Below are 24,650 nucleotides of genomic sequence, written 5' to 3'. Positions count from 1 at the left end.
CGAAGCCCGGACGCCTGGGACGCCCGGCCGCTTCGCGGCGAATATTAAATCTCTGCCTTACAGGCTGGCCGCGGCCAGTTTGGCGCCGAAGCCGACGAACAGCGCGCCCACCGAGCCGCCCAGCGCCGCGCTCAGCTTGCGCCGGCGGCGGAAAGCCTGGGCCAGCCGGTGGCCGGCGACGATCAGCGCGGTCAGATACAGCGTGCTGCACACTTCCACGATCAGCCCCAGCGCGACGAAGGTCAGCGCCGGATGCGGGTAGGCGGGATCGACGAACTGGACGAAGAAGGACACGAAAAACAGGATGGCCTTCGGATTCATCAGGCTGATCAGCAGGGCCTTGACGAAGGGATTCTCCTCGCCCACCAACACCGACTTGGCCTCGGCGGCTTCGCCGCGGGCGGCGCGGCGCCAGGCCGTCAGCGCGCCGCGCAGCATATTGAAGCCCAGCCAGGCCAGGTAGCCGCCGCCCAGGTACTTGACCACGGCGAACAGCGCCGGATTGGCCTTCAGCAGGCCGGCCGCGCCGGTGGCCGCCAGCGTCATCAGGATGAAGTCCCCGATGATGATGCCGCCGGCGCCGGCAAAGCCGGCGCGGGTGCCGCGCTGCGCCGCCACCGACAGCACGTACATGGAGTTGGGCCCCGGCAGCAGTACGATGAGCACGGCGCCCAGCAGATAGGTGGTGAGATCGGTAATCCCCAGCATGTTCCCGCTCCCCCGGCTTAAACGCGTTCCGCCATCGAGGCGATGAAGCGATCGAACAGATAGGCGACGTCTTCCGGGCCCGGACTGGCTTCCGGATGGCCCTGGAAGGAGAAGGCCGGACGGTCGGTCAGCGCGATGCCCTGCACCGTGCCGTCGAACAGCGAACGGTGGGTGACACGCACATTGGCCGGCAAGCTGGTTTCGTCCACTTGGAAACCGTGGTTCTGGCTGGTGATCATCACCCGGCTGCTGTCCAAGTCCTGCACCGGGTGGTTAGCGCCGTGGTGGCCGAACTTCATCTTGGACGTCTTGCCGCCGCTGGCCAGGCCCAGCAGTTGATGGCCGAGGCAGATGCCGAACACCGGCAGCTTGGCGTCCAGGATGTCGCGGATGGCGGCGATCGCGTAATCGCAGGGCTCCGGATCGCCGGGGCCGTTGGACAGGAAGACGCCGTGCGGATTCAGCGCCAGCACGTCGGCGGCCGGGGTCTTGGCCGGCACCACGGTCAGCTGGCAGCCGCGCTCGGCCAGCATGCGCAAGATGTTGTGCTTGACGCCGAAGTCGTAGGCGACCACATGGAAACGGGTGGATGCCTGCACCTGATAGCCGGCGCCCAATTTCCATTCGCGCTCGGTCCAGGCGTAAGGCTTGTCGCAGCTGACCACCTGGGCCAGATCCTGCCCTGCCATGGAGCCGAAGCCGCGCGCCAGTTCCAGCGCGCGCGCCTCATCGACATCCCCGGCCATCACGCAGCCGGCCTGAGCGCCCTTCTCGCGCAGGATGCGAGTCAGACGGCGGGTGTCGATGTCGGCGATGGCGACGACATTGTGCCGCTTCAGATAAGCGGACAAGGAGTCTTCGGCGCGGAAGTTGCTGTGCAGCAGCGGCAGATCGCGAATGATCAGGCCGGATGCAAAAACGGCGCGAGATTCGGTGTCTTCCGAATTCGCGCCGACGTTGCCGATATGGGGATAAGTCAGGGTGACGATCTGTTTGGTATAGGAGGGGTCGGTCAAAATCTCCTGATAGCCGGTGATGGCGGTATTGAAAACCACCTCGCCCACCGTATGTCCGGCGGCCCCGATAGCACTGCCCTTGAACACGGTGCCATCGGCCAAGACAAGGATTGCGGGTACGGTTGACACAAGCTGCTCCTATTGCGTTTGCGGCGGGTAAGGAAAAACCGGCTGCGCCGGTTTTTGTTGACCCCCTCCGCCGGCCCGGCCGCCTCGCTCGCGCAAGGCCTCCGCCGCGACAGATGGGATCTGTCCCTACCCTAAGTTTTCGAATTGCTTTATGTGAAGAACGGGACTCGATGCCTGGCGCATCAGTCCCGTTTGGTTAAACCTTTCTATAGTAACGCCGCACCGGAAAAATCACAAGAAAATTCGATAACATGACAAATGAACCGTCCTCAAGCCCCTGGACGAATCTGCCATTGCACGCTGGTCGGTCCGCTCGGTTTGCCCAGCATCAGCATCAGCGGTTTCAAGGCGTCGTATTTTTCCGGCGGGCTGTCGGCGCTGCCGGCCAGCGAGAACGCCGCCCCCGGCTGCCACTGGCCCTGGCCGCTCAGATTCAAGGGGCCGTCCAGCGTCGCCACGTTCAAGGCCACGCCCGCGCCGGCGCCGTTGACGTCCATTTGGTAGGAGCCGAACGGCGACAACGGGCTCAAGGGCGAGGCCGCGCCCAGCCAGCTGAGCTGCAGATTGCCGGCCAGTTGCCCGCCCTTGCGGCTGAACTGGCCGACCTTGAGCTGCAGATCGCCGCCCAAGCGCGCCGCCTGCCAGGTCTTGGACAGATTCGCCAAAGCCGCCACCGGCACCGTCAGGTTGACGCCGTTCACTTCCACGCCGCCCCAGCTCCACTCCAGCTTGCCGTCCTGACCGTCGCTCTCCAACAGCCAGATCGCCCGTCCCGACAACAAGGCCTTGGACTGAAAGCGCCAGCCTATCCGGCTCATCGGCAACACCTCGCCCTTGTCGCCGACATAGACCAGCTGCGTCTTGCCCTGCCACACCGTGCCTTGCGCGCCGCTGAACTGCCAGCGCTCGCCGGTGGCACGCAACAAGGGCAGCGACAGCAAACTCGCCGGCAAGGCGGCGATCAGGCCGGCCAGGAACAGCGCGCCCAATAGCGCGCCAATCAGCATTTTACTTTTCATGCGCCGCCTCCGGCGTGCGCCAGCAACGCCTTGATATGCACTTGGCCCGGCATCGGCTGCGCCTCCGCCCTCACGCTGAGCACGCGCACCTGATGCTGAGCCGCCAGCACGCCGGCCAGCTTGACCCAGGCGTCGAACGCCATCGTCCCCTCCATCGCCACGCCGGACTCGCCCTCCGGGCTCAGCTGCCAGCCAGCCTCGGACAAGCCCTGGCTCTGCGCCACCTGACGGATCACCGGCAAGAGTTCCTTGGCCGGCAGCGCCGCCTGCGCCGGCTGGCGCTTCAGTTGCTCCGCCTCCCGCGCCAGAGACTGCACATAGCTCAGCTCGGCTTGCAGCCGGGACGCGGCGGCGCGGTTGCGCTCCACCGATTTGCCCGCCGGCTCCCAGACCCCGGCGTAGAGCACGCCGACGCCGAGCACCGCGGCCATCGCCAGCAGCAGCCCTTGTTCGCGACGGCTGCGCTGCCGCCAGTAGGCGGCGAATTGTTCACGGTATTGCTTCATTTCACGGCTCCCGGGACAGGCTGAGTTCTTTGGTCCCCTGCTGGGTGGCGGTCACGTCCAGGCGGATCTGCTTGGCCGCCAGTTGCCCGCGCCAGCGTTGCAGGGTTTCCGCCGGCACATCCGCCACTTGCAGCTTGAGCCGGCCGCCGTCGTAGCTGAGGGAGCGGGTCTGCAGATCGCGGCCGCTGAGCGCGGCCAGCGCGCCCATCAGTTCCAAGGCGTCGTCGCGCGCCGACAGGCCGTGACTCAATCGCAGCTTGTCCACCGCGCGCGTCATCGCCAGCGCGCTGCTGCCCGGCATCGCCTGACCGCCGATCCAGGGCTTGGCCGCGGCGCGGATGTCCGCCGACAGGCTTTGTTTCTGCCAGGCGTACCAAGCGGCCTGGCCCAGGGTCAGCGCCAGCTGCGCCGCCAGCAAGCCAACCAACACCAAGCCGGTCCGCCGCAGCGCCGGCCCCCAGTCGCGCCAGCGCCGATTGGCCGCCAGTTCGCCGTTGGCGAAGTCGAAAGCCTGTTGCGCCAGGCCCTGCCGCCAATCATGAGCGGCCAATTGCTTGGGCTCGCCTTGCCACGCCGGCAGGCGCGAGCCGATCAGGCCGGCCGCTTCGGCGCCGCACACGGTCAGGCTGGCCGGCGGCAGCTGCGCCGCCAGCCGCGCGAACAGCAGTTGTTCCGTCGTTTCGCCGCAGTAGGGCAGCCAGGCCGCGCGCGTGGCGCTCAAGCGCAGCAGCCAGCCCTCGCCGCCGCGCGCCACGCTCCAGCCGTCGCGCGCCGGCGGCGGCAACAGGCTTTCTTCCGGCAGGATGCGGTCGCACAGCCGCCCGGCGCTCTTGAGCATGGCCACGGCGCGGCGCACCGGAAAAGCCTCGGTCACCGCCACCGCTCGGCTGCCGTCCGGCAACTCCCCGCCGATGGCGTAAAGATTGGCGGAGGGATCGTTGATCAAGCCTTCTTCCAGGGCGAAGCCCATCATCGCCGCCGTCGGCTGTTTGACCGAGGCCGGCAACCGCGCCTGGGTGAACAGGGTGCGGCCGGCGGGCAGGATCAATTCGCAGCGATCGGCGCGCGGCCAGCCGGCCGGCGCGCTGTCGCCCTGAGCGCTGGGTTCGCCGCGCGCGCCCAATAGGGCCCAGGGCAGCCCCGGTTCGCTATCGGGCCAACCGGCCCGCAGATACAGTCTAAGCGTTGTCATTCTGGTTTCCGTTTCCCCTGGCCGGCGGCGGACGTCCCGCGCCGTCTTGCCGCCACAGCGTCTTCACCACGTTCATATTGCTGTAGATCAGCGCCCGCATTTCCAGCCGCGCCCGCTCCAGCCGGGCCGAGCTGTCCAGCATGAAGTAATTGGACGCCGCCGCGATATCGGTGTCGGCGATGATGCCCGGCGCCGGCAGCCGCGCCTTGAAATCGTTGGCGTCCTTGTAGTAATTGACCTTGCGCTGATTGAGCAGCACCAGCAGATTGCCTTCGCCCACGCCCGGCAGCAGCGTCTTCATCACCGCCGGCGTGGCGGTGTTGATGTTGATCTGGCTGACGTCGGCCGGCAAGGCGGCCACATGCGGCAGCAGCTTGTCCAAGACCTCCGGGGTGTAACCCGGCAGCCAGCGCAGCATCTCCACCCGCAGCAAGGGGTAGCCGGGCAGGGCCGCGCCCGGCTCCGGCGGCCGGCCCTCTCCCGACGGCTGACTGGCGTCCTCCGGATCCTTGCCGCCGCGCAGTTGCTTGACCAGCGGTTCGGACAAGCGCGTGGGCAGGCCCAGCGTGGTCAATAGCCGCTTGTAGAACACCAGCTGGCGCGCATTGGTCTGACCGTTCTGCACCAGCGAATTCAGATTGAAGCGCCCTTGCAGATCGCTCAGCCGGCCGGACACGGTCACGCCCTGGGCCTCGGTCTGCGGCAAGGGCTGAGCCCACAGCTGCGACAGGGCCACCACGCCGTTGCCGGCCGCGCCATTGTTGAAGCGCAGGATTTCCATCGCCCAGCCCAGGCCGGCGTCGGCCACCAGGCGCAGCTGGGCGCGATTGCGGTCGTTGTCGAGCTGGTGCCACCACAGGCCTTGCTGCCATAGCACCAGCGAGGCGGCGGTGGTGGCCAGCGCCACGATCAGCAAGGCCATGATTACCGCCATGCCGCGCTGCTTCCGGCTTCCCGGCGTCCTCATGGCAGCGCCCATATCCGTTTCGCCCATTCATTGCCCGGCATGCGGATGCGCATTTCCAGCGCGCGCGGGCTGTGCGCCGGGCTGGCCTCGCGCGGCGGCCAGTTGTCCAGCCAATTGCCGTCGTCCAGCAGCACGCGCCAGCGCACCGCGGCGTCCTTGCCCAAGAGCACGTAGGCGGTCGGCGCCGCGCCCTGGGCGTCGCCCGCCGCCCAGCTGAGGCCTTGAGCACCGGCATGGTAGCTGATGCGCTCCTGGCCGCCGGGATAGCGGGCGGAAAAACTCTGCAAGGTCAGCGTCTGGCCGTCGCCGTCGCTTTGCAGCAATAGCTGGCTGGCGCCCAGACTGGGCCCCTGCCCTTGCGTCGGCGCCGGCATCTGGCCGGTCAGATCGCCTTCCAGCCGCCGAAAGGCGCGCGCGGCGTCCACCCATTGCTCGCTGGTCTGCATCAGCCGCTCGCGCGAGATCAGCAAGGAGCCGAAAGCCTTGTAGCCCAGCACCGACAAGATGGCGAGCAAGCTCATCGCCACCAGGATCTCGATCAAGGTCATGCCGTCCTGCCGGCCGCGCATCACGAACCGCCTCCGGCGTTCATCCGCAGATAGCCGGTCATCTCGGCCAGCACGTAACGGCCGTCGCCCTGCGCCAGCACGCGCACCACCACCTTGCGGAAATTGGGGTTGGGCGTCTGGCTGATCACGCGCTGCCAACGCCAGCGCGCGCCGTCGTCGTCCAGCTCTCCCGCCTGTTCGCCCACGTCCGGCCATTCGCGGCGCGCCTGCATCAGCGCGATCATGTTCTGCGCTTCCCAAGCGGCCTGCATCCGGCGCTTCATGCCTTCGCCGTTGTCGGCGGCCAGGCCGGTGGCGCGCAACAGCGCGCCCAGCGCCACCGCGATGATGGCCAGCGCCACCAGCACTTCAAACAAGGTAAAGCCGCGCTCGCGCTTCATGAGCCTTCGTCCACCCGGCTGCGGCCCAACGGCGACAGGGTCACGGCCAGGCCGCGCGTCTCGGTCTTGATCTGCAGGGCCAACGCGTTGGCGCGCCCGTCCTGCCACAAGGGCAGCGGCCGTCCCGCCGGCCAGGGCTGGCCATCCAGCAACAAAGCACCGCCATGCACGCCCTCCGGCCACAGCCGGTCGGCCAGCAATTCGTCGTTGGCGCCGCCCCATTCGCCGTTGTCGCCGCGGCGCCGGAAGCCGTAACCCTTGGCGTCCCACATCAGGGCCAGCGGATCCCCCATTTCGGCGGCGTCCGCCGCCTGCTCCAGCACCCGCGCCAAGCGGTAGGCCTCGTCCGAGGCCTGGCGATGCGTGTCCGGCCGCATGCTGAGCGTCACCGTGGTGGCCAGCACGCCGATGATCAGCATCACCACCATCACCTCGATCAGGGTGAAGCCGCGCGCCGGAACGGAAGAGCCCATCAACGACTCCGGTCTTACTTGACCGCGTCCCAGTTGCCGATGTCGGCGTCCACGCCCTCGCCGCCCGGCTCGCCGTCGGCGCCGAAGCTCCAGATGTCGATCTCGCCGTGCGTGCCCGGGTTGGCGTACTGGTAGGGATTGCCCCACGGGTCCTTGGGCAGGCGCTCCAGGTAGCCGCCCGGCTTCCAGTTCTTCGGCTCCGGCGCCGAGGTCGGTTTCTGCACCAGCGCCTGCAGGCCCTGCTCGCTGCTGGGGTAGCGTCCGTTGTCCAGACGATACAGTTTCAGGGCCTGGCTCAAAGCGCCCAGATCCTGCTTGGCGGCGACGGCGCGCGCCTCGTCCGGACGGCTCATCACCTTGGGCACCACCAGCGCCGCGAGTACGCCGAGAATCACGATCACCACCATGATTTCGATCAGGGTGAAGCCTCGCTGGGCCGCTTTGGAAAGGTGTCGCATATCTACTCCTACTACCGAGGTTTCAAAGGGTCAAAACAGGGAGGGGCCGTCGCCGGACAACTCCCAGACGCCGGCCGGTCCGGCATTGGCCGGCTTGAGCTGGCCCAGCTTTCTCAGCTCGCTCGCCGCCCAGCTCATATCGTATTGCCAGGTGTAGAACAACTCGGTGCCTTCCAGCTCGCGAGCGCGCGCATGCCAGATGTGTTTGGCCACTGTCAGCCGGTCCGCCTTGCCGCCGTGCGCGGCCAGCGCTTCCAACACCCATTGCTGTAAAACTGCCTTGTGAGACATTCCGTGCTTCTTTCCGCGAAAATCAATGCACCATCTGGTTCATGTCGATGATGGGCATCATGATGGCCAGCACGATCAACAAGACCATGCCGCCCATGAACAGGATCAGCAGCGGCTCCATCAGCGTGGTGAAGGTGGCGAGCTTGCGCTCCACCTCCTGCTCCTGCTGCTGGGCGGCGCGGTCCAGCATATGGGCCAGCGTGCCGCTGGATTCGCCGCTGCCGATCAGATGGATCAGCACCGGCGGGAATTGACGAGTGGCGTGCAGCGCGCGGGACAGCGCCACGCCCTCGCGCACCTTGGCCATCGCCTCGCTGACCGCGTCCTGCATCGGCAGCAGGGTCATCAGGCCGCGCGCGGTTTCCAGCGCGGTCAGCAAGGGCACGCCGCTGCCCACCAGGATGGACAGGGTGCTGGCCATGCGCGCGGTGTTGAGCGCGCGCAGCAGGCGGCCGAACACCGGCAGCTTCAACAGCCGGGCGTGGAAGCGCCGTTTCAGCGCCGGCGCGCGCAAGGCGCGCACGGTCAGGAACAGCGCGGCGACGATGCCGGCCAGCAGCGCGACGCCCCATTGCCGCAGGAAATCGCTGGCGGCCACCAGCGCCCGGGTCAGAAAAGGCAGGGTCTGCTTGGTCTGCGCGAACACGCTGACCACCTGCGGCACCACATAGCTCATCAGGCCGGCCACCACCAGGATGGCCACCACGGTGACCACGGCCGGATAGGCCATCGCCAGCATCACTTTTTGTTGGGTGTTCTGGCGCTTGTCCAGGTATTCGGCCAAGCGCGCCATCACGGTGTCGAGATGGCCGGACTGTTCGCCGGCCTGCACCAGCGAGCGATACAGCGGAAAAAACACGCCCGGCGCCGAAGCCAGCGCCTGGGCGAAGCTCTTGCCTTCCAGGATGTCGCTGCGCAAGGCCGCCAGCACGGTGCGGCTGCGCGGGTGTTCGCACTGCTCGGTCACCGCGGTCAGCGCCTTTTCCAGCGGCAGGCCCGCGTTGAGCAGGGTGGACAGCTGTTCGGTGATCATCACCAGTTCCGCGCGCGGCAGGCCGCGGCGCAGCGCCGAGCTGCCGGCGTCGCCGTTCTTGGCGCTGACGCTTTCCACCTCCAGCGGCAGCAGGCCGCGCTCGCGCAGCTGGCTGCGCGCGGCGCGCGCGGAGTCCGCCTCCAGCAAGCCTTTCTGCTCCTTGCCGGCGGGGTCGAAAGCGGTAAAACGGAAGGCGGCCATCAGTTCCTCGTCACCCGCATGATTTCTTCCAGCGAGGTTTCGCCGGCCTTCACCCAACGCAGGCCGTCGTCGCGCAGCGAACGCATGCCGTGGCGGGCGGCGTAATCGCGCATTTTCTGTTCGGAGGCGCGATCGTGGATCAAGCGCTGCAATTGATCGTCGACCAAGAGCAGTTCATAAACGCCGTAGCGCCCCTTGTAACCGGAATGGCCGCAGCTCGGGCAGCCCGCCGGCCGGTAGTGCGGAGCGTCCGCCTCCCCTTCCAGCGGCACCGGATGCGGCGCCTTGCAGTGTGGGCACAGCCGGCGCACCAGCCGTTGCGCCATCACGCCCAGCAGGCTGGAGGCCAGCAGGAAGGGTTCGACCCCCATGTCCACCAGCCGCGTCACCGCCGAGGCGGCGTCGTTGGTGTGCAGCGTGGCCAGCACCAGGTGGCCGGTCAGCGAGGCTTGCACCGCGATCTGCGCGGTTTCCAGATCCCGGATCTCGCCTATCATCACCACGTCCGGATCCTGGCGCAGAATCGCGCGCAGCGCCTTGGCGAAACTCATGTCGATGCGCGGATTGACCTGGGTCTGGCCGACGCCGTCCAGATGGTATTCCACCGGGTCTTCCACCGTCATGATATTGGTGTGGCGCGCGTCCAGCCGCGACAAGGCCGCGTACAGCGTGGTGGTCTTGCCCGAGCCGGTGGGGCCGGTGACCAGCAGGATGCCGTGCGGCTGGCGGATCACCTTGTCCACCGCCTGCAGCGTGTCCGCCGCCATGCCCAGCGTAGCCAGATCCAGGCGGGCGTTTTCCTTGTCCAGCAGACGCAGCACCACGCGCTCGCCGTGGCTGGTGGGCAGTGTGGAGACCCGCACGTCCACCGGGCGGCCGCCCAGACGCAGCGAGATGCGGCCGTCTTGCGGAATGCGTTTTTCGGCGATGTCGAGATTGGCCATGATCTTGATCCGCGACACCATGGCCGCGTGCAGCGCGCGGTGCGGGCTGACCACGTCGCGCAGCGAACCGTCCAGGCGGAAACGCACCACCGAGCGGTCTTCAAAGGCTTCGATGTGGATGTCCGAGGCGCCGTCGCGCAGCGCCTGGGTCAGCAAGGCGTTGATCATGCGGATGATGGGCGCGTCGCCCTCGCTCTCCAGCAAGTCCTCCACCGTTGGCAAGGACTCCACCATCTGGGTCAGATCCAGGTCCTGGCCGATATCGTCCACCACCTCGGCCGCCGCGCCGTCGCGATTGGCGTAATGCTCGGACAGGCGCTTGTCGAACAAGGCCGCCTCCAGCGTCTCGACGCTGGCCAGCCCCTGGCCGTGCAGGCGCAGCACCTCGGCCCAGGCCTCCGGCCGGCTGTCTTCGCGCAGCAGCAGATGACGGCCGCTTTCCCCGTCCAGCAGGATCACGCCGTTGGCGCGCGCGAACGGAAAGCCCAGCGCCGGCGACAGCTTGGGCTTGTTCATTTCGGCTGCGCCTTCAGGCTCTGTTCCAGCGTCGAGCGGATGCCGCCCTCCGGCAGGGACTTCAGCGCCGAATCCAGATTCATCTGCAGCTTTTCCCTCTCCGCCTTATGGCCTTCGCCGATGATGTAGTTGTAGCGATCGGTGGCGATGGAACGCGCGCCCAGATCGTCGCGGATGATGGTGGGCTTGATGAAGATCATCAGATTGGTCTTGTTGCGCTGCTTGTTGCTGTAGCGGAACAAGGCGCCCAGCCACGGGATGTCGCCCAGCAGCGGCACCTTGCTCTCATTGTCGCTGACCGTTTCCTGCAGCAGGCCGCCGATGGCGATGATGCCGCTGTCGTCCACATTGGCGATGGTCTCTATCGTCCGCTTGTTGGTGGTTGGACCTTGCGGGTTTTTCTCGGTGCCCGGCACGATGGTGGACGCCTCCTGCAAAATCTTCATGCGGATGGAACCGCCTTCGGAAATCTGCGGCGTGATCTCCAGATTAAAGCCTATGGTCTTGCGGTCGTAGGTCTGGAAGGGATTGACCGAGCCGCTGCTGCTGCTGCCGGTATTGCTGTACTGGCCGGTCAGGATGGGCACTTCCTGGCCGATCTGGATCTTGGCCTTTTCATTGTCCATCGCCATCAGGGACGGACTGGACACGATGTTGCCCCCTACCTCGGTCTCCATCGCCTTGGCCAGCGCTCCCATGTTCAGCACGGTGCCGATGCCGGGAATATTGACCGTGCCCTTGACCCAGCCCACGTTCAGGCCGCCGGAGCCCGCCAGGGTGCCAAGCGGCGTGGCGGCGGTGCCGCCGGCCAGCGCGCCGCCGGACAAGCCGATGATGCCGGGGCCGCTGTTGCCGGGGAAGTTGGTGCCGCCGAACACGCCGGCGCCGTTGCCGTTGAGCGCGCCCAAGGCCTGCCATTGCACGCCCAACTCCATCGCCCTTTGCGCGGCCACTTCCACCACCAGCGCTTCCACCAGCACTTGGGCGCGGCGCTTGTCCAGCAGGTCGATGACATTGCGCAGATTCTGGTACATGGAATCCGGCACGTTCAGAATCAGCGCGTTGTTGGTGGGGTCGGCCTGGATCATGGATCCGCCGCCGCCGGCCCCGCTGCTGCCGCCGCTGGATGCGCTGTCGCCGCCCACCGGGCTGGCAGCCTGGGCGGCGCTGGCGGAGCCGCTGGACGAGGCGCCGGAACCGCTGCCCGAACCGCTCTGGTTCAGCAGGCTGGTACTGGAGCCGCCGTTGGTGCTCACCGCGGTGCGGCCCTGCAAGGGCCCCGCGTCGCCGGTCATCAAGGCTCGCAGCGTCTGCGCCACCTTGCCGGCCTCGGCGTTCTTCAGATAGACCACGCGCACATTGGCGCCGGCCTGGCTGGGCTGATCCAGGAGCTTGAGCAGGCTTTTGATCTTGCCGATCTTGCCCGGGGTGTCGGCGCGCACCATCAGCACATTGGCGCGCGCGTCCGGGATGATGGTGGTCTTGCCGCCGTCGGCGCCGGCGCCGCTGTCCTGCAACAACTTGTTCAGGCTGCCGGCCAGTTCCACCGCGGAGCCGAACAGCACCGGCACCACCACGGTGTCGCCGGCGGCCGCGCTCTCGATCGAATCGATGATGGACTCGATGCGCTGAATATTGTCTGCGTAGTCGGTGACGATCAGCGCATTGGACTGCGGGTAGGCGGCGATGGTGTTGTTGGGCGACACAATGGGCCGGATCACCGGCACCAGCTGATTGGCGTTGCCGTATTTAAGCGTGAACACCTTGGTGATCAGGCGGTCGCCGTCGCCGCGCGGGATGCCCTTGCTGGCCTTGGCGTGCAGCTTGGCGTCGGCCTCCGGCACGATCTTGACCACGCCGCCGCCCTCCACCGCGGAGAAGCCCTGCAGGCGCAGCGAGGACAACAGAATCTGGTAAGACAGCGCGCGCGGCACCGGCTTGCTGGACACGATGTTGACCGTGCCCTTCACCCGCGGGTCGATGATGAAGTTCTTGCCGGTGATCTCGCCTATCGCCTTGACCACGGTTTCGATGTCGGCGTTGACGAAGTTGAGCATCACTCCGTCGTTCTGCGGGGTAGCGGCCAATACGGCGTTGCAACCGTAGACCAGGGCCAGGATGGCGACAAGTTTGTGGATACGCATATTCAGTCTTCTTATTGGCGAACCATGCTGGCGGAATCCAGCCCAGGTTGCGGCGGGGTTTCAGGATTCACAGGAACCACGGCGGGGGGCGAAACGGGAGCCTGGGAAGGAGGAGAAATCGGAGGCGGCATCGGCGGCGGCGCACTGCCGCCGACCGCGCCGCCCGCGCCGGGCACGCGCTCGACCAGCGGCACGAACTGCTCGCTGCCGCCGGAACGCATCAACACGCCGGAGGCGGTGATCTGGGCCAGTTCCCAGCCGTCGGGCGTAGTCTTGCCCAGCAACAGGGCGACGGAGCGGCCATTGTCGTCTATCACCGCGAAACCGGGCGCGCCGGAAACCTGAGGCGCGTAGACGCCGATCAGCTTGACCGGCGGCAAGGCCGCCGCCTGCTGCGCCACCGGCTCGCCGAACCAGTGCGCCATCGCCACATTGGCGGCGGCGGACTGCGGCGCCGGCTCGCTTAAGCCTCGCCATTGCTTGGCCGCGGGACCCAAAATCGGCGCCACGGTCATGCCCAGCCACACGGCGGCGCCTGCCAGCGCCAGCCAAGGCAAAGCGGCGACCAGACGCCCCAGCGTCGCCGCCGACGGCAACAACCGCTTCCCCTTTTCACTCCAATGGACCACTTGCTTCATTGCATCCTGGCTTCTGTATTCATGCTTGAAATCTAAGCGCGGACCTTGCGGCCAAGTTCAAGCGGGCGCCTCGCGCCGCGATGGGATCGGCCGGGACTTGGCTCGAGCTTGGCTGTGAGTCATGCAGCGGATTATTTGCACGCCATCAGGATACGGTCAATCCAAAAAAAGACCGAATTGCATAGCCAGGCAATATTCAAGCGAATATCAGCGCGCCATGCGATTAATTCTTCTATTAAGAACTATTTTTCCGCCTGATTTCGCACACCGCCCGTAGCTAGGGGCGGAGCAAACACTATGCGGCAAAATATTTTTAATGACAAACGGTTTTTGATGCCGCGCCGCAGCAACCCGCAACAAGGTCTTTTCCATTATCTCAAAGCCTGATTACACGCTCATGCAATAATCGCTCTTGCATCGGTCAGGCAACAAAAAACGCCGCGGCATCCCGCGGCGTCTGTTGCGCCTCTTCCTAGAACCACCTCAGAACCAGGCTTCGTCCATCTCCAGCACGCTGTCCGCGCCGTCAACGATGGCGGCCGCCAAACCGCCCGCCTGCGGCAACAGATGTTCGCCGTAGAAACGCGCGGTGGCCAGTTTGGCGCGCATGAAGTCCTGATCGGACTCACCGTCGCTCTGCTTTTCCTTGGCGATCAGGGCCGCGCGCGCCATCTGCCAGCCGCCCAGCACAATGCCCATCAGCTTGAGGAAGGGCACGGACCCGGCCGCCGCCCGTTGCGGCTGTCCGGCGAAGGTATCCAGGATGAAGTCGACGCTGCGGCGCGCCTGCTTGACCGCTTCGTCCAGATTGTCCGCCAGGCTGGCCAGCCCGGCGGCGCGCAGCTTGGCCACGCAGCCGGCGGCCTCTTCCAGCAAGGCGCGCGCGGTGACGCCGCCCTCGCCCGCGGTCTTGCGGCCGATCAAATCCAGGGCCTGGATGCCGGTGGTGCCTTCGTAGATGGCGGTGATGCGCGCATCGCGATAGTACTGCGCCACGCCGGTTTCCTCGATATATCCCATGCCGCCGTGCACCTGCAGCGCCAGGCTGGTGATTTCGTTGGCCTGCTCGGTGTTCCAGCCCTTGACGATGGGAATCAGGAAATTGGCCAGCGCCTGGTTGCGCGCTTTTTCGCTCGCCGCCGGGTGACGCGCCGCGCGGTCCAGCGCCGCCGCGGTATACAGGGCCAGCGCGCGCTGCGCCTCCACCTGGGCGCGCATGGTCAGCAGCATGCGGCGCACGTCCGGATGCTGGATGATGGCCACGCCGGACGGATCGGGCGAACCCACCGCGCGGCTCTGCACCCGTTCGCGCGCGTATTCCACCGCCTTCTGGTAGGCGCGCTCCGACACCGCCAGGCCTTCGATGCCCACGCCCAGACGCGCGTGGTTCATCATGGTGAACATATAGTTCAGGCCCTTGTTGGCTTCGCCGACCAGATAGCCGATCGCGCCGTCCTGATCGCCGAAGCTCATCACCGCGGTGGGGCTGCCGTGGATGCCCAGCTTGTGCTCCAGCGACACACAGCGCACATCGTTGCGCGCGCCCAGGCTGCCGTCGGCGTTGACCAGGAATTTGGGCACGATGAACAAGGAAATGCCCTTCACCCCGGCCGGCGCGTCCGGCAGGCGGGCCAGCACCAGGTGGACGATGTTGTCCGCCATATCGTGCTCGCCCCAGGTAATGAAGATTTTCTGGCCGCTGATGCGATAGCTGCCGTCAGCCTGCGGCAAGGCCTTGCTGCGCACCTGGGCGAGGTCGGAACCGGCCTGCGGCTCGGTCAAATTCATGGTGCCGGTCCAGGCGCCGCTGGACATCGGCGGCAGATAGACGCTCTTGAGTTCTTCCGAGGCGTGATGATGAATGGCCTCGATCGCGCCCAGCGTCAACAGCGGCGCCAGCGAGAAAGCCAGATTGGCGGAACACCACATTTCCTCGGCCGCGGTGGCCACCAAGGCCGGCATGCCCTGACCGCCGTAGGCTTCCGGCGCGCGCAGGCCCACCCAGCCGGATTCGACGTACTGACGCCAGGCGTCCTTGAAGCCGGGCGCGGCGCTGACTTCGCCGTCGCGCCATTTGGCGCCCTGATCGCCCTGCTTGTTGATCGGCGCCAGCACGCCTTCGGCGAACTTGGCGCCCTCCTCCAGAATGGCGTCCACCAGCTCCACCGAGCATTCGCCGTAGCCCGGCAGGCCGCAGACGGCCGGCAGCTCGGCCAGCTCATTGAGCGCGAATTGAATGTCCTTGATCGGTGCTTGATAAATCATCGCCTTCTCCTCGTGTTTGGATGGCTGGGACCGCCGGTTCGGCCGGCAATCGGTTTCTATTCGCAGACATGAAAAAGCCGGCAAGCGCCGCGGCGGGTCCGGCCCGCATCGGGCCGATGACTGCGCGCGGGCGTTGCCGGCTGAATATTATTGTTCCGGGCGGCTCGCCCGGCCCGCTGCCCGCGCCGGCGAGAGACTCGCGGCGCGGATCCGGGATTATTTGGACAACTCGGCCATCAACTCCGGCACCACGGTGAACAGATCGCCGACGATGCCGTAATCCGCCACCTGGAAGATGGGCGCTTCCTCGTCCTTGTTGATGGCGACGATCACCTTGGAGTCCTTCATGCCGGCCAGGTGCTGGATCGCACCGGAAATGCCAACCGCGAAGTACAGCTGCGGCGCCACCACCTTGCCGGTCTGGCCCACCTGGTAGTCGTTCGGCGCGTAGCCGGCGTCCACCGCGGCACGGGAAGCGCCCACGGCGGCGGAGAGCTTGTCCGCCAGCGGATCGATCACCGCCTTGAACTGTTCCTCCGAACCCAGCGCGCGGCCGCCGGAAACGATGACCTTGGCCGAGCCCAGTTCCGGACGGTCGGACTTGGTCAGTTCCTGGCCGACGAAGCTGGACAGCTGCGCGTCCGCTGCCGCGGCCACGGTTTCCACCGCGGCGGAACCGCCCTGGCCCGCCGCGTCGAAGGCGGTGGTGCGCACGGTGATGACCTTGATCGGGTCGGCGGACTGCACGGTGGCCAGCACGTTGCCGGCGTAAATGGGCCGCACGAAGGTGTCGGCGGATTCGATGGCGACGATCTCGGAGATCTGCGCCACGTCCAGCAAGGCGGCTACGCGCGGCAGCAGGTTCTTGCCGAAGGAGGACGCCGGCGCCAGCACGTGGCTGTAGCTCTTGGCCAGGCCGGACACCAGCGCGCCCAGGTTCTCGGCCAGGCCGTGCGCGTAGTGAGCGGCGTCGGCCAGCAGCACTTTGGCGACGCCGGCCACGCCCTTGGCGGCCTCGGCGGCGGCGGCGGCGTTGTGGCCGGCCACCAGCACATGCACCTCGCCCAGCTTGGCGGCGGCGGTGATGGTGTTCAGGGTGCCTGCTTTCAGGCTCTGGTTGTCGTGTTCAGCGATAACGAGAATGGCCATGGCTTACAGCACCTTTGCTTCGGTTTTCAGTTTGGCGACCAGCTCGGCGGCGTTGGCCACCTTGATGCCGGCGCTGCGCTTGGAAGGCTCGGCCACCTTCAGCGTCTTCAGACGCGGAGCGGCGTCCACGCCCAGTTCCGCCGGCGTGGTCTTGTCCAGCGGCTTTTTCTTGGCGGCCATGATGTTGGGCAGCTTGATGAAGCGCGGCTCGTTCAGGCGCAGGTCGGAGGTGACCACCGCCGGCAAACGCAGCTTGACGGTTTCCAGGCCGCCGTCGATCTCGCGGGTGACGTCCACGGTCTCGGCCGACAAGTCCACCTTGGAGGCGAACGTGCCCTGGCCCCAGCCCAGCAGCGCCGACACCATCTGGCCGGTCTGGTTGGCGTCGTCGTCGATCGCCTGCTTGCCCACGATCAAGAGCTGCGGCTGTTCCTTGTCCGCCACCGCTTTCAGCAGCTTGGCCACCGCCAGCGGCTGCAGCTCCGCATCGGTTTCCACCAGGATGGCGCGGTCGGCGCCCATCGCCAGCGCGGTACGCAGCGTTTCCTCGCATTGCTTGACGCCCAGCGACACCACGACGATTTCGCTGACCTTGCCGGCTTCCTTGAGACGCACCGCCTCTTCCACCGCGATTTCGTCAAACGGGTTCATCGACATCTTGACGTTGGCGATATCCACGTCAGTGCCGTCGGCCTTGACCCGAACCTTCACGTTGTAATCCACAACGCGTTTCACAGCGACTAGAACTTTCATATTCCTCCAACAAACCTCTGGACATCTCTAAAAAGAAACCTGGAGCGGACCGTCGCCGCCGCCGCGCCAAGCGCGGCCGTTTCAGAAATGCCGCCGTCTGGATTGATCGAACGCGGAAGCAGCAATTGCCGAAGCAAGCCTGATTATGCCCCAAGCACAAATTCAAACGAGCGTTTGGTTGATTTGTATTGCATACAGCGTGGCAAAAACGCAACTTATCGCCGATAGTACGTGATTTCTCGGTAATTTGCATTCCGGCCAAAAGCTGTCACAATGCACTGCAACATTTCCCCGTCATATCAAGTCAGGAGCGGTCATGACTGTTTGGTTTGAAGATCTTGGCCTCGGCGATTTCGCCGAATTCAGCAAGACCATCACCGAAGCCGACGTGCTGATGTTCGCCGCCGTGTCCGGCGACAACAATCCGGTGCACATCAATCAGGAGTACGCGGAACAGACGCCGTTCGAAACGCGCATCGCGCACGGCATGCTGACCGCCAGCCTGATTTCCACCGTAGTGGGCACCCAGTTGCCCGGCCACGGCACCATCTATCTATCGCAATCCACCCGTTTCAAGGCGCCGGTGCGCATCGGCGACACCGTGACCGCCCGCGCCACCGTGATCGAACTGAATCCGGACAAACACTTCGTCAAACTGGCGACCCAGTGCTCGGTCCGCGGCAAGGTGGTGCTGGAAGGCGAATCCCTGGTCAAGGCGCCCAGCAAACCCTGAGCTTCAAACGATGACGCCGTGCCGGCCCAGCGCCCAACGCACCGGCTCGGCCACCATCTCGTCTGGAAAATCCAGACGCGCGCGCAAGCCCGCCACCACCTCCGGCGTGGTGGGCGCGTTGCCCAGCCCCACCGCCAGATTGGACAGCCACTTGAGGTAGCCGATGCGGTAAATCGGGCTGCCGGCCATCTTCTCCTTGAATTCGGCCTCGCTCCAGGCGAACAACTCTAGCAAGCTCACGTCGTCCAAACCATGACGCACCGCAAAATCGGTCTCCCGGGTGTCGACCGCGAAACGGTTCCAAGGACAGAACAGCTGGCAATCGTCGCAGCCGTAGACGCGGTTGCCGATCAAGGGCCGCATCTCCTCCGGAATCGCCCGCTTCAGCTCTATCGTCAGATAGGAAATGCAGCGCCGCGCGTCCACGGTATAGGGCGCGACGATGGCCGCGGTGGGACAGACATCGATGCAACGAGTGCAGCGGCCGCAATGGCCGTCCTCCGCCTCGTCCTCCGGCAGGGGCAGGTCGGTGAAGACCTCTCCCAGGAAAAACAGCGAGCCCTCGTTCTTGGTCAGCAACAAAGTGTGTTTGCCGCGCCAGCCCAGGCCGGCCTGCGCCGCCAGCGCCACCTCGGCCACCGGCGCGCTATCGGTGAACACCCGGTAGCCGAACTCGCCTATCTCCCGCTTGATCCGGTCCGCCAGCGCCTGCAGCCGGTTGCGCAAGACCTTGTGATAGTCGCGCCCCAGCGCGTAGCGCGATAAATAGGCTTTGCCGCCGTCGGCCAGCACCTCGGCCGACGCGCGCGCCTGGGGCCAGTAATGCATGCGCAGGGAAATGACGGACAGGGTGCCGGGCACCAGATCCGCCGGCTTGACCCGCAAAGCGCCGTGGCGGGCCATATAGTCCATCTCGCCGTGATGGCCGGCGGCCAGCCAGGCGTTCAACTTCTGTTCCGCCTCCGGCGGCAGGCCGGCGCGACCGATTCTGGCGTCGGCAAAACCCAATTCGCGCGCCCAGGCTTTGATTTGGCGCGCCAATTCGGGATAATCCGGTTTTTGTAAAGAGTTTTCGGTCATGGCCATGGATGATACCAGCGTTCGCTGCGGCTACCTGGAAGATGAAACCGCCACCCTGGCGCTGGGCAAAGCCTTCGCCGAAGCGGCGCAAGCCGGCCTCGTCGTCTATCTATTGGGCGATCTGGGCGCGGGCAAGACCACGTTCACGCGCGGCCTGCTGACCGCGCTCGGCCATGCCGGCAAGGTCAAAAGCCCCACCTATACTCTGGTGGAGAGCTATCCTTTTCCTCACTATAGCGTGCACCATTTCGACCTGTACCGTTTCGCCGACCCCGAGGAATGGGAGGATACCGGCTTCCGCGAATACTTCGGCCCGGACAGCCTGTGCCTGGTCGAGTGGCCGGACAAGGCAGCGGAGCTCTTGCCGCGCGCCGACATCGTGCTGGAACTAGCCGTGGCCGGAAATGGTCGCAATTATCGTTTACTTGCCCACTCAGAAACCGGACAGTCATGCCTGATTCGACTTTCGATCCCCTCCGCCGCCGCTTGATCGGCGCCGCGGCCGCCACCTTCATGCTGTCGGTGAGCCGCGTCGGCTTCGCCGCCAACAGTCAGATCGTCGCCCTGCGCATCTGGCCGGCGTCGCTTTACACCCGCATCACGCTGGAGGCCAGCGAGGCCATCCAATACAAGCAGTTCACCATCGCCAACCCCAACCGGCTGGTGATCGACCTGCAAGGCGTGCAGCTCAACAGCGTGCTCAAAGACATCGGCGGCCAGATTTCCGCCGCCGACCCCTATATCAAGACCGCCCGCGCCGGCCAGTTCGATCCGGACACGGTGCGCCTGGTGCTGGAGTTGAAAGCGGACATCACGCCGCAGGCCTTCACCATGACGCCGGTGGCCGAGTACAAACACCGGCTGGTGGTGGACCTCTACCCGGCCGGCAAGCAGGACGACCCCTTGCTCGCCCTGCTTCAGGACTACAACAAGGGCAAGCTGGAACAGCCTGCGCCGCAGATCAAGCCCAAGAAAAAAGACAGCAATCGCCCCATCATCGTGATGCTGGATCCCGGCCACGGCGGCATCGATCCCGGCGCCGTCGGTCTGAACGGCACGCGCGAGAAAGACGTGGTGCTGAGCATCGGCAAACAGTTGAAGCGCATGATAGACGCGGAAAGCAATATGAAGGCCTATATGACCCGCGACGAAGACGTGTTCATCCCGCTGGGCGTGCGCGTAGCCAAGGCGCGCAAGCTGAACGCCGACCTGTTCGTGTCCATCCACGCCGACGCCGCGCCCAATCGCGCCGCGCGCGGCTCCTCGGTGTTCGCGCTGTCTGAAAAAGGCGCCACCAGCGCCTTCGCCAAGGCGCTGGCGCAAAGCCAGAACGACGCCGACCTGGTCGGCGGCGTCAAGATAGGCAGCAAGGACAAATACCTGGCCCACACCCTGCTGGACCTGACCCAGACCGCCACCATCAACGACAGCCTGAAACTGGGCAAGACCGTGCTGGGCCATCTGGGCGGCCTCAACAAGCTGCACAAGAGCGCGGTGGAACAGGCCGGCTTCGCGGTGCTGAAAGCGCCGGACATCCCGTCCATCCTGGTGGAAACCGCCTTCATCTCCAACCCGGAGGAAGAGCAGCGTCTGCTCAGCAGCGATTTCCAGCAGCAAATGGCCAATGCCATCTTCACCGGCATGAAAGGCTATTTCTCTCAGGGCGCGGCGCTGGCGGCCAGGGCCTGAGTCCGTCCCCCGGCCAAAACAAAACAGGTCCCGCTCAGGGACCTGTTTTTCATTGCGGCCGGGCGCTCACTCTCCGCGGCTCGCCTCGCTCGGCGACTCTTCCTGCGCCGGCACCCGATAGCTTTCCGTCGCCCACTCGCCCAAATCGATCAGACGGCAACGCTTGCTGCAAAACGGGCGGAACTGGCTTTGCGGCTCCCAGCGCACCGGCGCGCGGCAAGTGGGACAGGCGACAACGCGAACAGAATCAGACATGGCTTCTCAAAACGGGGCAAGGACCGGCGCGCGCGCCGGTCAGAACTTGCAATTGGTCAGGTGAAACTCGACATCCTGCTCGGTCTGCCGCGGCCGGGATTCCCCGGTCACCGCGCTGACGAAGCGGATATTGAGCGCGTATTTATTGGCGGACAGCTCGGGCAGCAGTTCCAGGCCGCCATCGTAGGCCACGCGGATCAGCTGCACTACCTTGCCGCCGGACATCTGCTGGAACACGCCGCGGCGCGCCACGTAATGATGGGTCTTGCCGCTGTCGCGCAACAGGGTCAGCAGAATGCCCGCCGCCTCGGCGGTGGGCATCAGCGGCGACGCCCAGCGCTTGATGTCCTGACGCCGCACCTCGGCCGACTTCTGCTGCCACTGGTGGTAAGACGGCAAATCGAACTGGCAGGTGCCGCCGGGAATGCCGGCGCGCTGCTTGATCGCCATCAGCCACTCGTTTTCGCGCAGATGCTGGCCGAACTTGCCGGTCAGCGCCAGCAGCCGGCTGGACGCGTGCTCGATGTCCTCCAGCACGCCCTCCAGGGTCTCTTCCGCCACTTGCGGATTCTCGCGCAACGCTTCCAGCATCTGTTTCTGCCGTTCCAACTCCTGCAGCAGATCCGCCTTCAAATCCGCGCGCGAGGCGGTTTCCATCAGCTCGAACAACACCAGCAGGGCCGCATGATGATCATACGGATGGTCCTTGCCGATGAAATACCCAAGACGTGCGTAGAGATGCTCCAGGCGGAGCAGGATGCGGGTTCGCTCGGTGACGGGAAACTCAAAACTGATCACGGCGCATCGGCCCTTCTGCTTGGCTCGCGAGAGCCCGGTTATGATCTATCGGCTAGGCTGGCAAGATAATAATCGTGTTTGGCGTCGACTTGAAGCCTCAACGCAGCCAAGCTGTCATTATTACAAATTATATCGTCGGCGCGTTCGCGTCGCTGCGCTCTCGAACATTGCGCCGCCATGATCGCGCGCACGGCGTTTTCGTCCATGCCGTTGCGCCGCATCACCCGCTCCAGTTGCGCCGACTCCTCGCAATCCACCAACAAGGTGCGCGCCAGCATCGGCAGATAATGCCCGGCTTCAAACAATAAGGGCACCACCAACACGCAATACGGCCCGCGCGCCTCGGCCACCCTGGCCTCGCTCTGCTGCCGGATCAGCGGATGCAGCACGCTCTCCAGCCGCTGACGGCTGCCGGCGTCGGCGAACACGCGCTCGCGCATCCAGCCGCGATCCAAAGCGCCGTCCGCTCGCACCGCGCCCGCGCCGAAAGCCGCCGCCAAGGCAGGCATTGCCGCGCCATGCGGCCCGGTCAGCTCGTGCGCGATGGCGTCGGTGTCGACCACCGGCACGCCCAATTCGGCGAAGCGATCGGCCGCCGCGCTCTTACCGGAACCAATGCCGCCGGTCAGCCCCACCACTTTAATAGCCATGCAAATACCAATACACGATGTCTTGCCCCCAGATCAGGGCAATCCAGCCGGCGGCCGCGAGATAAGGGCCAAACGGCAAGGGCTGGCCACGACCGTGCTTGGCCAGCAAAATCAAGACCACGCCCACCACCGCGCCCACCAGCGAGGACAGCAGGATCACCAAAGGCAGCAAGGTCCATCCCAGCCAGGCGCCCAAAGCGGCCAGCAGCTTGAAGTCTCCATAGCCCATGCCCTCCTTGCCGGTGACCAGCTTGAAACCGTGAAACAACAGCCACAAGCTCAGATAGCCGGCCATCGCGCCTATCACCGCGTCGGCCAAGGGCACGGTTCCGGTCAGCAGGTTGAACAGCAAGCCGCCCCACAGCAAGGGCAAGGTCAGGTTGTCCGGCAGCAGCTGCGTGTCCGCATCGATGAAGGTCAGCGCCAAGAGCACCGCGGTCAAGGCCATATAGGCCGGCAATTGCGCCGACCACCCATAGCGCCAGGCCAGGAAAGCGAACAACACGCCGGCCGACAGCTCCACCGCCGGATAACGCCAAGGGATGTTGACTCGGCAGCTCGCGCAGCGGCCGCGCAGCAACAGGAAGCTCAACAGCGGAATGTTCTGCCACGGACGCACCACGGCCCGGCATTGCGGGCAGTGCGAGGCCGGCCGCATTAAATTATAGGGCTCGACCGCCTCGCTCTCCTCCAGCTGCAGACAATCAACGCAATTCCGCCGCCATTCGGCTTCCAGCATCTTGGGCAAACGATGGATGAGCACATTCAGAAAACTGCCAAGCAACAAACCCAGCACCAGCGCCGCGCCAGCGAAAGCCAGCGGGTACGAGCCGGCGATCCAGCGCCACTCCTCTATCATCCAACCACCTGCCCCATTTTGAAAATCGGCATATACATCGCAATGATCAAACCGCCGATCAAGATCCCCAGAATCACCATGATGGCCGGCTCCAGCAAGCTGGACAGCGCGGCCACCGCATTATCGACTTCTTCTTCGTAAAAATCCGCCACCTTGTCCAGCATCTGGTCCAGCGAGCCGGACTCCTCGCCGATCGAGGTCATTTGCAGCACCATATTAGGGAACAAGTCGGTACGTTGCATCGAATAATTGAGGCTGGAGCCGGTGCTGACGTCGTTCTGAATCCGCTTGGTGGCGTCCGCGTACACCTGATTGCCGGAGGCGCCGCCCACCGAATCCAGCGCTTCCACCAGCGGCACCCCGGCGGCGAACAAGGTGGACAAGGTGCGCGCCCAGCGCGCGATGGTGGCCTTGCGGATGATGTCGCCGATCACCGGCATGCGCAGCAGAATGCGGTCCATCCGCTCTTGCAGCTTGGGCGTGCGCTTGAAGGCGTAGAGAAAGCCGAACAGGCTGCCGAAGACCACGCCGAAGATCAGCCACCAGTAATGGACGAAGCCATCCGACAGCCAGATCACGAACAAGGTCGGCGCCGGCAAATTGGCGCCGAAGCTGGAGAACAAATCCTTGAACGCCGGAATCACGTAAATCATGATGACGGCGGTAATGATGAAGGCGGTGCCGACGATGGCCGACGGATAGATCAGCGCCGACTTGATCTTGCCCTTGATCGCCATCACCTTTTCCTTGTAGGTGGCCAGCTTGTCCAGCAAGGAGTCCAGCACGCCGCCGGTTTCGCCCGCGGCGATGATGTTGCAGAACAGCTTGTCGAAGTACAAGGGCCGCTTGCGGAAGGCCTCCGCCAGCGACAGACCGGTTTCCACATCCGCGCGCACTTCCAGCAGCATCTTGGTCACGGCGGGGTTGCCGTGGCCCTTGGCCGCGATGTCGAAAGCCTGCAACAGCGGCACGCCGGCGCGCATCATGGTCGCCAGCTGCCGGGTGAACAAGGTGATGTCCCGCTCGGTGATGCGCTTGCCGAACCCGGCGCGCCGGCGCTTGATCTTGACGACATTGATGCCTTGACGCCGCAGCTGAGTCTTGGCCACCGCCTCGGACTCCGCTCTCAATTCCCCGCGTATCGCCTTGCCCGCCTTGTCCTTGCCTTCCCACTCCCAGACAAAGCCCGGCGTCGCTTTTTTCGCTACCGTGACTGCCATTCCATGGCCTCTTTC

Annotated in this window: 27 protein-coding genes; 3 read left to right on the top strand and 24 right to left on the bottom strand. The window is 65.4% G+C overall.

The window, feature by feature from the left end:
• Nucleotides 1–57: 57 nt before the first annotated feature.
• From leuE to QUG03_RS04300, 18 genes are all read right to left on the bottom strand, one after another.
• Nucleotides 58–708 (bottom strand): leucine efflux protein LeuE, encoded by a 651-nt coding sequence (leuE, locus tag QUG03_RS04385; protein ID WP_107800560.1) that lies wholly within the window; start codon nucleotides 706–708, stop codon nucleotides 58–60.
• Nucleotides 709–725: 17 nt separating this feature from the next.
• Nucleotides 726–1,853, bottom strand: a complete 1,128-nt coding sequence (gene carA, locus QUG03_RS04380) for a glutamine-hydrolyzing carbamoyl-phosphate synthase small subunit (RefSeq protein ID WP_227104919.1) — start codon at nucleotides 1,851–1,853, stop codon at nucleotides 726–728.
• 269 nt (nucleotides 1,854–2,122) lie between these two features.
• On the bottom strand, nucleotides 2,123–2,872 hold the full coding sequence (locus QUG03_RS04375; protein WP_500819485.1) for a type II secretion system protein N: 750 nt from the start codon (nucleotides 2,870–2,872) through the stop codon (nucleotides 2,123–2,125).
• The gene (locus tag QUG03_RS04370; RefSeq protein WP_107800563.1) at nucleotides 2,869–3,378 is read right to left on the bottom strand and encodes a type II secretion system protein M; all 510 of its coding nucleotides are present in this window, start codon (nucleotides 3,376–3,378) and stop codon (nucleotides 2,869–2,871) included. Before QUG03_RS04370 ends, QUG03_RS04375 begins: the two co-directional genes overlap by 4 nt.
• A gap of 1 nt (nucleotide 3,379) precedes the next feature.
• Nucleotides 3,380–4,570 carry a type II secretion system protein GspL gene (gspL, locus tag QUG03_RS04365; RefSeq protein WP_500819483.1) on the bottom strand — a complete coding sequence of 397 codons (1,191 nt, stop codon included), beginning with the start codon at nucleotides 4,568–4,570 and terminating at the stop codon, nucleotides 3,380–3,382.
• Nucleotides 4,557–5,504 (bottom strand): type II secretion system minor pseudopilin GspK, encoded by a 948-nt coding sequence (gene gspK / locus QUG03_RS04360; RefSeq protein WP_500819482.1) that lies wholly within the window; start codon nucleotides 5,502–5,504, stop codon nucleotides 4,557–4,559. Before gspK ends, gspL begins: the two co-directional genes overlap by 14 nt.
• Before the next feature lie 29 nt (nucleotides 5,505–5,533).
• Nucleotides 5,534–6,106, bottom strand: coding sequence for a type II secretion system protein GspJ (locus tag QUG03_RS04355; RefSeq protein WP_500819481.1), 573 nt, complete (start codon nucleotides 6,104–6,106; stop codon nucleotides 5,534–5,536).
• A complete protein-coding gene (gene gspI / locus QUG03_RS04350; RefSeq protein WP_107800567.1) occupies nucleotides 6,106–6,486 on the bottom strand; it encodes a type II secretion system minor pseudopilin GspI in 381 nt (126 codons plus the stop codon). Before gspI ends, QUG03_RS04355 begins: the two co-directional genes overlap by 1 nt.
• The gene (locus tag QUG03_RS04345; RefSeq protein ID WP_107800568.1) at nucleotides 6,483–6,959 is read right to left on the bottom strand and encodes a prepilin-type N-terminal cleavage/methylation domain-containing protein; all 477 of its coding nucleotides are present in this window, start codon (nucleotides 6,957–6,959) and stop codon (nucleotides 6,483–6,485) included. Before QUG03_RS04345 ends, gspI begins: the two co-directional genes overlap by 4 nt.
• A gap of 14 nt (nucleotides 6,960–6,973) precedes the next feature.
• Nucleotides 6,974–7,417, bottom strand: coding sequence for a type II secretion system major pseudopilin GspG (gene gspG / locus QUG03_RS04340; RefSeq protein ID WP_019100905.1), 444 nt, complete (start codon nucleotides 7,415–7,417; stop codon nucleotides 6,974–6,976).
• Nucleotides 7,418–7,447: 30 nt separating this feature from the next.
• The gene (locus tag QUG03_RS04335; protein WP_107800569.1) at nucleotides 7,448–7,708 is read right to left on the bottom strand and encodes a hypothetical protein; all 261 of its coding nucleotides are present in this window, start codon (nucleotides 7,706–7,708) and stop codon (nucleotides 7,448–7,450) included.
• 22 nt (nucleotides 7,709–7,730) lie between these two features.
• Entirely contained in the window at nucleotides 7,731–8,942 is a 1,212-nt protein-coding gene (gspF, locus tag QUG03_RS04330; RefSeq protein WP_227104926.1) for a type II secretion system inner membrane protein GspF, read from the bottom strand.
• Entirely contained in the window at nucleotides 8,942–10,402 is a 1,461-nt protein-coding gene (gspE, locus tag QUG03_RS04325; RefSeq protein ID WP_107800571.1) for a type II secretion system ATPase GspE, read from the bottom strand. Before gspE ends, gspF begins: the two co-directional genes overlap by 1 nt.
• The gene (gene gspD, locus QUG03_RS04320) at nucleotides 10,399–12,546 is read right to left on the bottom strand and encodes a type II secretion system secretin GspD (protein ID WP_500819479.1); all 2,148 of its coding nucleotides are present in this window, start codon (nucleotides 12,544–12,546) and stop codon (nucleotides 10,399–10,401) included. The genes gspE and gspD overlap by 4 nt, the downstream gene beginning before the upstream one ends.
• An 11-nt stretch (nucleotides 12,547–12,557) precedes the next feature.
• Nucleotides 12,558–13,184 (bottom strand): hypothetical protein, encoded by a 627-nt coding sequence (locus tag QUG03_RS04315; protein WP_235086602.1) that lies wholly within the window; start codon nucleotides 13,182–13,184, stop codon nucleotides 12,558–12,560.
• 483 nt (nucleotides 13,185–13,667) lie between these two features.
• Complete coding sequence (locus QUG03_RS04310; protein WP_500819477.1) at nucleotides 13,668–15,449, bottom strand: acyl-CoA dehydrogenase C-terminal domain-containing protein; 1,782 nt, start codon at nucleotides 15,447–15,449, stop codon at nucleotides 13,668–13,670.
• 216 nt (nucleotides 15,450–15,665) lie between these two features.
• Nucleotides 15,666–16,598: an electron transfer flavoprotein subunit alpha/FixB family protein gene (locus tag QUG03_RS04305; RefSeq protein ID WP_253313720.1), complete on the bottom strand. Its 933-nt coding sequence runs from the start codon at nucleotides 16,596–16,598 to the stop codon at nucleotides 15,666–15,668.
• Between the two features lie 3 nt (nucleotides 16,599–16,601).
• Entirely contained in the window at nucleotides 16,602–17,351 is a 750-nt protein-coding gene (locus QUG03_RS04300; RefSeq protein ID WP_227104935.1) for an electron transfer flavoprotein subunit beta/FixA family protein, read from the bottom strand.
• A 316-nt stretch (nucleotides 17,352–17,667) separates the two neighbouring features.
• Between QUG03_RS04300 and QUG03_RS04295 the strand changes: the two genes are divergently transcribed.
• A complete protein-coding gene (locus QUG03_RS04295; RefSeq protein ID WP_107800577.1) occupies nucleotides 17,668–18,084 on the top strand; it encodes a MaoC family dehydratase in 417 nt (138 codons plus the stop codon).
• Between the two features lie 3 nt (nucleotides 18,085–18,087).
• On the opposite strand, the gene queG is transcribed toward QUG03_RS04295, so the two are convergent.
• Nucleotides 18,088–19,170, bottom strand: a complete 1,083-nt coding sequence (gene queG / locus QUG03_RS04290; protein ID WP_500819476.1) for a tRNA epoxyqueuosine(34) reductase QueG — start codon at nucleotides 19,168–19,170, stop codon at nucleotides 18,088–18,090.
• Between queG and tsaE the strand changes: the two genes are divergently transcribed.
• Nucleotides 19,169–19,654: a tRNA (adenosine(37)-N6)-threonylcarbamoyltransferase complex ATPase subunit type 1 TsaE gene (gene tsaE, locus QUG03_RS04285; protein WP_500819474.1), complete on the top strand. Its 486-nt coding sequence runs from the start codon at nucleotides 19,169–19,171 to the stop codon at nucleotides 19,652–19,654. The two genes, queG and tsaE, sit on opposite strands and share 2 nt — an antisense overlap.
• Nucleotides 19,615–20,853, top strand: a complete 1,239-nt coding sequence (locus QUG03_RS04280; protein WP_107800579.1) for an N-acetylmuramoyl-L-alanine amidase — start codon at nucleotides 19,615–19,617, stop codon at nucleotides 20,851–20,853. The genes tsaE and QUG03_RS04280 overlap by 40 nt, the downstream gene beginning before the upstream one ends.
• Nucleotides 20,854–20,919: 66 nt before the next feature.
• On the opposite strand, the gene yacG is transcribed toward QUG03_RS04280, so the two are convergent.
• Genes yacG through QUG03_RS04255 form a run of 5 tightly spaced genes read right to left on the bottom strand, consistent with a single transcriptional unit; the run spans nucleotide 20,920 to nucleotide 24,635 of the window.
• On the bottom strand, nucleotides 20,920–21,108 hold the full coding sequence (gene yacG / locus QUG03_RS04275; protein WP_048409544.1) for a DNA gyrase inhibitor YacG: 189 nt from the start codon (nucleotides 21,106–21,108) through the stop codon (nucleotides 20,920–20,922).
• 39 nt (nucleotides 21,109–21,147) lie between these two features.
• The gene (gene zapD / locus QUG03_RS04270) at nucleotides 21,148–21,906 is read right to left on the bottom strand and encodes a cell division protein ZapD (protein ID WP_019100891.1); all 759 of its coding nucleotides are present in this window, start codon (nucleotides 21,904–21,906) and stop codon (nucleotides 21,148–21,150) included.
• 38 nt (nucleotides 21,907–21,944) lie between these two features.
• Nucleotides 21,945–22,556: a dephospho-CoA kinase gene (gene coaE, locus QUG03_RS04265; RefSeq protein ID WP_500819472.1), complete on the bottom strand. Its 612-nt coding sequence runs from the start codon at nucleotides 22,554–22,556 to the stop codon at nucleotides 21,945–21,947.
• Complete coding sequence (locus QUG03_RS04260) at nucleotides 22,546–23,415, bottom strand: prepilin peptidase (RefSeq protein WP_500819471.1); 870 nt, start codon at nucleotides 23,413–23,415, stop codon at nucleotides 22,546–22,548. Before QUG03_RS04260 ends, coaE begins: the two co-directional genes overlap by 11 nt.
• The gene (locus tag QUG03_RS04255; RefSeq protein WP_227104937.1) at nucleotides 23,412–24,635 is read right to left on the bottom strand and encodes a type II secretion system F family protein; all 1,224 of its coding nucleotides are present in this window, start codon (nucleotides 24,633–24,635) and stop codon (nucleotides 23,412–23,414) included. Before QUG03_RS04255 ends, QUG03_RS04260 begins: the two co-directional genes overlap by 4 nt.
• Nucleotides 24,636–24,650 lie beyond the last annotated feature (15 nt).

It is taken from the genome of Chromobacterium sp. CCUG 30098 (assembly GCF_059916605.1).
This window is presented reverse-complemented; position numbering and strand designations above follow the sequence as displayed.

Bases quoted from the DNA above. Each gene is read 5' to 3' on its own strand.
- leuE (WP_107800560.1), bottom strand. From the start codon at position 708: ATGCTGGGGATTACCGATCTCACCACCTATCTGCTGGGCGCCGTGCTC.
- QUG03_RS04375 (WP_500819485.1), bottom strand. From the start codon at position 2,872: ATGAAAAGTAAAATGCTGATTGGCGCGCTATTGGGCGCGCTGTTCCTG.
- QUG03_RS04370 (WP_107800563.1), bottom strand. From the start codon at position 3,378: ATGAAGCAATACCGTGAACAATTCGCCGCCTACTGGCGGCAGCGCAGC.
- gspL (WP_500819483.1), bottom strand. From the start codon at position 4,570: ATGACAACGCTTAGACTGTATCTGCGGGCCGGTTGGCCCGATAGCGAA.
- gspK (WP_500819482.1), bottom strand. From the start codon at position 5,504: ATGGCGGTAATCATGGCCTTGCTGATCGTGGCGCTGGCCACCACCGCC.
- QUG03_RS04355 (WP_500819481.1), bottom strand. From the start codon at position 6,106: ATGCGCGGCCGGCAGGACGGCATGACCTTGATCGAGATCCTGGTGGCG.
- gspI (WP_107800567.1), bottom strand. From the start codon at position 6,486: ATGAAGCGCGAGCGCGGCTTTACCTTGTTTGAAGTGCTGGTGGCGCTG.
- QUG03_RS04345 (WP_107800568.1), bottom strand. From the start codon at position 6,959: ATGGGCTCTTCCGTTCCGGCGCGCGGCTTCACCCTGATCGAGGTGATG.
- gspG (WP_019100905.1), bottom strand. From the start codon at position 7,417: ATGCGACACCTTTCCAAAGCGGCCCAGCGAGGCTTCACCCTGATCGAA.
- QUG03_RS04335 (WP_107800569.1), bottom strand. From the start codon at position 7,708: ATGTCTCACAAGGCAGTTTTACAGCAATGGGTGTTGGAAGCGCTGGCC.
- gspF (WP_227104926.1), bottom strand. From the start codon at position 8,942: ATGGCCGCCTTCCGTTTTACCGCTTTCGACCCCGCCGGCAAGGAGCAG.
- gspE (WP_107800571.1), bottom strand. From the start codon at position 10,402: ATGAACAAGCCCAAGCTGTCGCCGGCGCTGGGCTTTCCGTTCGCGCGC.
- gspD (WP_500819479.1), bottom strand. From the start codon at position 12,546: ATGCGTATCCACAAACTTGTCGCCATCCTGGCCCTGGTCTACGGTTGC.
- QUG03_RS04315 (WP_235086602.1), bottom strand. From the start codon at position 13,184: ATGAAGCAAGTGGTCCATTGGAGTGAAAAGGGGAAGCGGTTGTTGCCG.
- QUG03_RS04310 (WP_500819477.1), bottom strand. From the start codon at position 15,449: ATGATTTATCAAGCACCGATCAAGGACATTCAATTCGCGCTCAATGAG.
- QUG03_RS04305 (WP_253313720.1), bottom strand. From the start codon at position 16,598: ATGGCCATTCTCGTTATCGCTGAACACGACAACCAGAGCCTGAAAGCA.
- QUG03_RS04300 (WP_227104935.1), bottom strand. From the start codon at position 17,351: ATGAAAGTTCTAGTCGCTGTGAAACGCGTTGTGGATTACAACGTGAAG.
- QUG03_RS04295 (WP_107800577.1), top strand. From the start codon at position 17,668: ATGACTGTTTGGTTTGAAGATCTTGGCCTCGGCGATTTCGCCGAATTC.
- tsaE (WP_500819474.1), top strand. From the start codon at position 19,169: ATGGATGATACCAGCGTTCGCTGCGGCTACCTGGAAGATGAAACCGCC.
- queG (WP_500819476.1), bottom strand. From the start codon at position 19,170: ATGGCCATGACCGAAAACTCTTTACAAAAACCGGATTATCCCGAATTG.
- QUG03_RS04280 (WP_107800579.1), top strand. From the start codon at position 19,615: ATGCCTGATTCGACTTTCGATCCCCTCCGCCGCCGCTTGATCGGCGCC.
- yacG (WP_048409544.1), bottom strand. From the start codon at position 21,108: ATGTCTGATTCTGTTCGCGTTGTCGCCTGTCCCACTTGCCGCGCGCCG.
- coaE (WP_500819472.1), bottom strand. From the start codon at position 22,556: ATGGCTATTAAAGTGGTGGGGCTGACCGGCGGCATTGGTTCCGGTAAG.
- QUG03_RS04260 (WP_500819471.1), bottom strand. From the start codon at position 23,415: ATGATAGAGGAGTGGCGCTGGATCGCCGGCTCGTACCCGCTGGCTTTC.
- QUG03_RS04255 (WP_227104937.1), bottom strand. From the start codon at position 24,635: ATGGCAGTCACGGTAGCGAAAAAAGCGACGCCGGGCTTTGTCTGGGAG.